We start from the raw sequence: 8,054 nt of genomic DNA, 5'->3' as shown, positions 1-8,054 counted from the left end.
GGATAGGTCTTGTCGTCCCGAAACTTGACGTTGAACGGCGGCGCGTACTCCTTGATCCAGGCGTACTCGAGGTCGAGTGCCTCCCGGTCGCTGCCGACGACTGTCCACTCCACCCCCGACGCCGTCAGCACCATTGCCCGGGTGCGCTGGTGCAGGTTGCGCATCGGCTGGAAGTAGTTGCTGAGTCGCTGCCGAAGGTTGATCGCCTTGCCGACGTACAGCACGCGGCCGCGTGCGTCGCGAAACCGGTAGACGCCGGGCGAGGTGGGAATCTCCCCCGCTTTCGGTCGCCACTCGACCGCATCCGAACGGGCGGGACTGACCACCGGGGTCAACCCGCCTTGCGCGCCGACACGTCGCTCGCATCTGTGAATCCGAGCAGCTCCCGCAAGAAGAGGCCGGTGTGGCTTGCGTCGACGGTCGCGAGGTGCTCGGGGCTGCCCGTCGCGATGATCTGCCCGCCCCCGGAGCCGCCCTCGGGCCCGAGGTCGATCACCCAGTCGGCGCTCTTGATGACGTCGAGGTTGTGCTCGATGACGATCACCGTGTTGCCCTTGTCGGCAAGGCCATTGAGCACCATCAGCAGCTTGCGCACGTCTTCGAAGTGCAGGCCGGTCGTCGGTTCGTCGAGCACGTAGACGCTGCGACCGTTCGAGCGCTTCTGCAGCTCGGTGGCGAGTTTGACGCGCTGCGCCTCACCACCCGAGAGCGTCGTCGCCGACTGCCCGAGGCGCACGTAGCCGAGCCCCACCTCGACGAGGGTCTTGAGGAAGCGGTGGATCGCGCTGATCGGCTCGAAGAAGTCGGCCGCTTCGGCGATCGGCATGTCGAGCACCTCGGCGATGTTCTTGCCCTTGTAGTGCACTTGCAGGGTGTCGCGGTTGTAGCGCGCGCCCGCGCACACCTCGCACGCGACATAGACGTCGGGCAGGAAGTTCATCTCGATTTTGATCGTGCCGTCGCCCGAACAGTTCTCGCAGCGGCCGCCTTTGACGTTGAACGAGAAGCGACCCGGCTGGTAGCCGCGGGCCTTCGCCTCCATCGTCTCGGAGAACAGGGTGCGGATGCGGTCGAACACCCCGGTGTAGGTCGCCGGGTTCGACCTCGGGGTGCGTCCGATCGGCGCCTGGTCGACGTGCACGACCTTGTCGAGATGTTCGAGGCCGGTGACCCGTTTGTGGCGGCCGGGCACCTGACGCGCGCCGTTCAGTTCGTTGGCGAGCACCTTGTAGAGGATGTCGTTGACGAGACTCGACTTGCCCGACCCGCTCACCCCGGTGACGGCGACGAACGTGCCGACCGGGAAACTGACGGTGATGTCCTGCAGGTTGTTGGCCTTCGCGCCCTCGACGGTGATCTGTCGGTTCTTGTCGATCTTGCGACGCTTGGCGGGCATCTCGATCGAGCGCCGCCCCGCGAGGTAGTCGCCCGTCACCGACCGCGGATTCTTCAGCAGCGACGCGTAGTCGCCGGAGTGCACGACCTCTCCCCCGTGCTCGCCGGCGCCTGGGCCGATGTCGACGAGCCAGTCGGCGGTGCGGATGGTGTCTTCGTCGTGCTCGACGACGATGAGCGTGTTGCCGAGCCCCTTGAGTTTCACCAGGGTGTCGATGAGGCGGCGGTTGTCGCGCTGGTGCAGCCCGATGCTCGGCTCGTCGAGCACGTAGAGCACGCCGGTCAAACCCGACCCGATCTGGGTCGCGAGCCGGATGCGCTGTGCCTCACCGCCCGACAGCGTCGCCGCCGCACGCGCCATGGTGAGGTAGCCAAGACCCACCTCGAGCAGGAACTCGAGGCGCAGGCGGATTTCGCGCAACACCTGGGCGGCGATCTTCGCCTGCCGTTCGGACAGCGTGAGGCTCTCCATGAACTGGTGGGCACCGCTGAGACTCAGGTTCGCAATCGCCGAGATCGACTCGCCGTCGACGAGCACGGCGAGCACTTCGGGCTTGAGCCGCTGGCCGTCGCAGACCGGGCAGGGAATCTCGCGCAGGTATGCGCCGTAGCGCTGCTTCGACCACTCGCCCTCGGCTTCGTGGAACTTGCGCTCGATGTAGGGCATCACGCCTTCGAAGCCGGTCGAATACTTGACGGTGCGGCCGTAGCGGTTGCGCCACGACACCGCGACCTCGAAATCATTGCCGCGCAGAATCGCCTGCTGTGCCTCCTCGGACAAGTTCTGCCACGGAGTGTCGAGGTCGAAGTCGAGGTCCTTGCCCAGGCCCTGCAACAGGCGGGAGAAGTACGAGTACATCCCCTTACCTGCCTGGTTCCAGGGCAAGACGACGCCCTCGTTGAGGGTGAGGGTGGGGTCACCGATGAGCAGGTCGGTGTCGACCGCCATCTTGATACCCAAGCCGGAACACTCGGGGCAGGCCCCGAACGGCGCGTTGAACGAGAAGGTGCGCGGCTCGATCTCGGTGAGCTGGATGGGGTGGTTGTTCGGGCACGACAGCTTCTCGCTGTAGGTGCGCGTGCCCGCTGGGCTGTCGACATCCACGAAGTCGATCGTGACGACACCGCCGGCGAGGCCGAGCGCTGTCTCGACCGAGTCGGTCAGCCGGGTGAGCAGATCGTCGGCCGCGACGAGACGGTCGACGACGACCGAGATGTCGTGCTTGTACGACTTCTTGAGCACCGGCGGTTCCGCGAGCTGTACGGTCTCACCGTCGACGACCGCGCGCGAGTAGCCGCCCGACTGCAGTTACTTGTAGAGGTCGACGAACTCGCCCTTCTTCTGCGACACGATGGGGGCCAGCACCTGGTAGCGCGTGCCGGTCTCGAGCTCCATCAGCTGGTCGGCGATCTGCTGCACTGTCTGGCGCTGAATCTTCTCGCCACACTCCGGGCAGTGTGGCTCGCCGACGCGCGCCCAGAGCAGACGCATGTAGTCGTAGATCTCGGTGATCGTGCCGACCGTCGACCGCGGGTTGCGGTTCGTCGACTTCTGGTCGATGCTCACCGCGGGACTCAGCCCCTCGATGAAATCGACGTCGGGGCGATCGACCTGGCCGAGGAACTGGCGTGCATACGCCGAGAGCGATTCGACGTAGCGTCGTTGGCCCTCGGCGAAGATCGTGTCGAACGCGAGGCTCGACTTGCCGGACCCGGAAAGCCCGGTGAACACGACGAGCGAATCCCGCGGAATCTCGAGATCGACGTTCTTGAGATTGTGGACGCGCGCTCCGCGGACGCTCAGCTTGTGGGCACCCGGGACTGACGCAATCGACACCCCGCAAGTGTACGGAGGGCCGCTGACATCCGCCGGGGTGGACCGGGTTCACCGACTAGCGGTCGTGGCCGGCTGGTGCGCAATCAGCGCACGTGACCAGCATTGGCCATCTGGCGCAGTTCCTTCTTGAGGTCGCCCAGTTCGTCGCGCAGTCGCGCCGCGAGCTCGAACTTCAGCTCCCCGGCGGCCTGGAGCATCTGAGAGTTGAGATCGGCGATGATCGACTCCAACTCTCCGGCACCCGCGGCGCCGATTCCTTCACGCCGGAGGTTGGGCGTGGGGCTGCGGCGACGAGAGCCGTCGGGAGTCGAACGGCCGGCCAGCAGCCTCTCGGTGTCGGCGCCTTCGCGAGCGAGAACCTCGGTGATGTCGGCGATGCGTTTGCGCAACGCGGTCGGCTCGATCCCGTGCTCCGTGTTGTAGGCGACCTGCTTCTCACGGCGCCGCGTGGTCTCGTCGATCGCCCGCGCCATCGAGTCGGTGACGTTGTCGGCGTACATGTGCACTTCGCCGGCGACGTTGCGCGCGGCGCGCCCGATCGTCTGAATGAGCGACGTGCCCGAACGCAGGAAGCCCTCCTTGTCGGCATCGAGGATCGCGACGAGAGACACCTCGGGAAGGTCAAGCCCTTCTCGCAACAGGTTGATGCCGACCAGCACGTCGTAGACCCCGGCCCGCAGCTCGGTGAGCAGTTCGACCCGGCGCAACGTGTCGACGTCGGAGTGCAGGTAACGCACGTTGACGCCGTGTTCGGCGAGGAACGCGGTGAGCTCCTCTGCCATCTTCTTGGTGAGCGTCGTCACGAGCACGCGTTCGTTGCGCTCCGCCCGCAGCCGGATCTGCTCCAGCAGGTCGTCGATTTGGCCCTTGCTCGGTTTGACGACGATCTGCGGGTCGACCAGACCGGTCGGACGGATGATCTGCTCGACCACCCCGTCGGCCATGCCGAGCTCGTACTTGCCGGGAGTCGCTGATAGGTAGACCTTCTGTCCCACCCGCTCGAGAAACTCCTCCCAGCGCAACGGCCGGTTGTCGAGCGCACTCGGCAGCCGGAAGCCGTGTTCGACGAGCGTGCGTTTGCGGGAGGCATCCCCCTCGTACATCGCCCCGATCTGCGGCACGGTTGCGTGCGACTCGTCGATCACGACCAGGAAATCATCGGGGAAGTAGTCGAGGAGGGTGTTCGGCGGTTCACCCGGTGACCGACCGTCGATGTGCCGCGAATAGTTCTCGATGCCGTTGCAGAATCCGATCTGCTCCATCATCTCGATGTCGAACGCGGTACGCATGCGCAGCCGCTGCGCCTCAAGCAGCTTCCCCTGCTTCTCGAAAAGGGCGAGCTGCTGCGCGAGCTCGATCTTGATCGACCCGATCGCGCGGTGCATCGCTTCGGTGCTGGCCGCGTAGTGCGTCGCCGGGAAAACCGACACGGCATCCAGCTTGCGCAGCACGTCGCCGGTGAGCGGGTGCAGCGAATAGAGAGCTTCGATCTCGTCGCCGAACATCTCGATGCGGATCGCGTGCTCTTCATAGACCGGGATGATCTCGATGGTGTCGCCGCGCACCCGGAACTTGCCGCGCGAGAAGTCGACGTCGTTGCGGTCGTACTGCATGTTCAGGAATCGCCGCACGAGCTTGTCTCGCGAGATGCTGTCACCCACCTGAAGTGAGGTCATCGCGCCCAGATACTCTTCGGCGGCGCCGAGACCGTAGATGCACGACACCGTAGACACGACGACGACGTCGCGACGGCTGAGCAGCGAGTTCGTCGTCGAGTGGCGGAGTCGCTCGACCTCGGCGTTGATCGAGCTGTCTTTCTCGATGAAGGTGTCGGTCTGCGGAACGTACGCTTCGGGTTGGTAATAGTCGTAGTACGAAACGAAGTATTCGACGGCGTTGTTCGGCATCAGTTCGCGGAACTCGTTGGCGAGCTGGGCGGCAAGCGTCTTGTTGTGCGCGAGCACGATCGTCGGGCGCTGCACCTGTTCGATCAACCAAGCGGTCGTCGCCGACTTGCCGGTTCCGGTGGCGCCGAGCAGCACGACATCTGTCTCGCCCGCATTGATGCGAGCGCTTAGTTCCTTGATCGCCTGTGGCTGGTCACCGCTTGGCGAGTACTCGCTGATGACCTCGAAGGGTCGGACCGCGCGAGTGGGCTGCATGCCCACCAGGCTAGGCGGAGCCTCTGACACGCGCTCGAAGGTTCTCCCAGAGCGCATCCGTCTGCTCCCGGGTCTGCTTGAGCGACCCGTCGGCGTCGATCACGACATCGGCGATCGCGAACCTGTCGGCGTCGGTCGCCTGTGAGTTGATGCGGTGAAGTGCTTCTTCGCGGGTCATCCCGCGTAGCTCGACCATCCGCCGAACCCGGGTCTCGGTGGCCGCGTGCACAACCACGGTGAGATCGAACTCCTCGACCCGCCCCGCCTCCACCAGCAGCGGGATGTCGTAGACGACGATCGCGTCGGGGTCGGCGGCGCCGGCGGCAGCGAACTGTGCACGCGACCGCTCCAGCACCGCGGGGTGCGTGATCGCATTGAGCCGCTGACGCCCCTCCGGGTCGCTGAAGACGATCGCGCCCAGCGCCGCGCGGTCGAGCGAGCCGTCAGCGGCGATCACGCCAGAGCCGAACTCCTCCGCGATGCGGGCGAGAGCAGGCTCTCCCGGCTCGACGACCTGCCGGGCGACCTGGTCGGCATCCACAATGACCGCGCCGTGCTCCTGAAGCCTGCGCGCAACGGTCGACTTGCCCGACGCGATCCCGCCGGTCAGGGCAACGAGCAGCATGTGGCTATCGTATGGGGCATGCTCGAGTTGCTCACCGGGACAGGCCTCGCCGCCGCCGCCGGACTCAACGCCTACATCCCGCTGCTGCTCGTCGGGCTGTCGAGTCGCTTCCTCGACTGGATCCAGCTCCCCCCGGCGTGGGCGTGGCTCGAGAACGAGTGGGTACTCATCGTGCTCGGCGTGTTGTTCGTCATCGAGGTCATCGCCGACAAGATTCCCGTCGTCGATACGGTGAACGACTGGATTCAGACGATCGTGCGGCCGGCCGCTGGCGGCATCCTGTTCGGTTCTGGCACGTCGTCGCAGACGGTCGCCGTCACCGACCCTGCGGAGTTCTTCGCGAGTAACCAATGGGTGCCCATCGTCATCGGCATCGTGCTCTCGCTCGTCGTGCATGCCGGCAAGACCTTCACCCGACCCGCCGCCAACGCGGTCACCGCGGGGGCAGCAGCGCCCGTCTTGAGCACCCTAGAGGACGTGTCGTCGGTCGTGCTCAGCCTGCTCGCGATCCTCTTCCCGGTACTCGTGATCGTCGCCGTGATCGGCCTCGCGGCCGGGCTTGTGGCTCTCTTCCGCCGAATGCGGCGGAAGAGTCGGGAGAACTCCCGTTCCGTGCCGGACATCCCCGAGGGACCGGGCGGCGATCGCGTTCTCGACGGCGCATAGCCTGCACCGAAACGCCCGCACCGAAACGAGAAAGGGCCGGACGATTTTCTCGTCCGGCCCTTTACTTCTGGATGCGACTAGCTGTTGCTCGCGAGCTTCTCGCGCAGCGCGGCCAGCGACTCGTCGTCGGCGAGCGTGCCGGTCGACGAACCCTCGCTCGAGAACGAGTTGCCCGAGGGAGTCGACGACGCCGCCGGAGCCTCAGCGATGCCCTTCTCTTCGGCGGCGAGCACCTGGGTCTTGTGCAGCTCCCAACGGGCCTGGGCGGCCGCGTACTCGGCTTCCCAGGTCTCGCGCTGGGCGTCGAACCCGTCGAGCCACTCGCCCGACTCCGCGTCGAAGCCCTCGGGGAACTTGTAGTTGCCCTGCTCGTCGTACTCGGTAACCATGCCGTAGAGCGCGGCGAGGCCCGAGTCGAACTCGGTGCCGTTCGGGTCGACCGACTCGTTGGCCTGCTTGAGCGACAGCGAGATGCGACGACGCTCGAGGTCGATGTCGATGACCTTGACGAAGACCTCTTCGCCGACCGACACGACCTGCTCGGCGAGCTCGACGTGCTTGCCGCTGAGCTCCGAGATGTGCACGAGACCCTCGATGCCATCCGCGACACGCACGAAAGCACCGAACGGAACGAGCTTGGTGACCTTGCCCGGTGCGATCTGGCCGATCGCGTGGGTACGGGCGAACACCTGCCACGGGTCTTCCTGGGTCGCCTTGAGCGACAGCGACACGCGCTCACGCTCCATGTCGACCTCGAGGATCTCGACGGTGACGTCCTGACCGACCTCGACGACCTCGCTCGCGTGCTCGATGTGCTTCCACGACAGTTCGGAGACGTGCACGAGGCCGTCAACGCCGCCGAGGTCGACGAACGCGCCGAAGTTGACGATCGAGGACACGACGCCCTTGCGGACCTGGCCCTTCTGGAGGTTGTTGAGGAAGGTGGAACGCGACTCCGACTGCGTCTGCTCGAGCAGCGCCCGGCGGCTCAGCACGACGTTGTTGCGGTTCTTGTCGAGCTCGAGGATTTTCGCTTCGATCTCTTGGTCGAGGTACGGCGTGAGGTCCCGCACGCGGCGCAGCTCGATGAGCGAGGCCGGTAGGAAGCCGCGAAGGCCGATGTCGACGATCAGGCCGCCCTTGACGACCTCGATGACCTTGCCGGTCACGACGCCATCGGTGTCCTTGATCTTCTCAACGTCGCCCCACGCGCGCTCGTACTGCGCGCGCTTCTTCGACAGGATGAGGCGACCCTCCTTGTCCTCCTTCTGGAGAACGAGGGCTTCCACCATGTCGCCGACGTTGACGACCTCAGACGGGTCGACGTCGTGCTTGATGGAGAGTTCGCGGGAGGGGATGACACCCTCGG

Annotated in this window: 5 protein-coding genes and 1 pseudogene; 1 reads left to right on the top strand and 5 read right to left on the bottom strand. The window is 65.7% G+C overall.

Annotation, left to right across the window (positions count from 1 at the left end):
- The 4 genes and pseudogenes from RMO30_RS07250 to coaE all read right to left on the bottom strand — a co-directional run.
- Nucleotides 1–326, bottom strand: a 326-nt coding sequence (locus tag RMO30_RS07250; protein WP_309711363.1) for a GIY-YIG nuclease family protein, incomplete at its 3' end; no start/stop codon positions are given.
- A 5-nt stretch (nt 327–331) separates the two neighbouring features.
- Nucleotides 332–3,232 (bottom strand): annotated as a pseudogene (gene uvrA / locus RMO30_RS07245) (excinuclease ABC subunit UvrA).
- Between the two features lie 83 nt (nt 3,233–3,315).
- On the bottom strand, nt 3,316–5,394 hold the full coding sequence (gene uvrB, locus RMO30_RS07240; protein ID WP_309711361.1) for an excinuclease ABC subunit UvrB: 2,079 nt from the start codon (nt 5,392–5,394) through the stop codon (nt 3,316–3,318).
- A 10-nt stretch (nt 5,395–5,404) separates the two neighbouring features.
- Nucleotides 5,405–6,019, bottom strand: a complete 615-nt coding sequence (coaE, locus tag RMO30_RS07235; RefSeq protein ID WP_309711358.1) for a dephospho-CoA kinase — start codon at nt 6,017–6,019, stop codon at nt 5,405–5,407.
- On the opposite strand from coaE, the gene RMO30_RS07230 reads away from it, so the two are divergent.
- Nucleotides 6,020–6,685 carry a DUF4126 domain-containing protein gene (locus tag RMO30_RS07230; protein WP_309711355.1) on the top strand — a complete coding sequence of 222 codons (666 nt, stop codon included), beginning with the start codon at nt 6,020–6,022 and terminating at the stop codon, nt 6,683–6,685.
- Between the two features lie 77 nt (nt 6,686–6,762).
- On the opposite strand, the gene rpsA is transcribed toward RMO30_RS07230, so the two are convergent.
- The coding region (gene rpsA / locus RMO30_RS07225; protein WP_309711352.1) for a 30S ribosomal protein S1 at nt 6,763–8,054 on the bottom strand (1,292 nt) is incomplete at its 5' end.

Source organism: Pseudolysinimonas sp., from assembly GCF_031389465.1.
In the GTDB taxonomy this organism is placed as follows: domain Bacteria; phylum Actinomycetota; class Actinomycetes; order Actinomycetales; family Microbacteriaceae; genus Pseudolysinimonas_A.
This window is presented reverse-complemented; position numbering and strand designations above follow the sequence as displayed.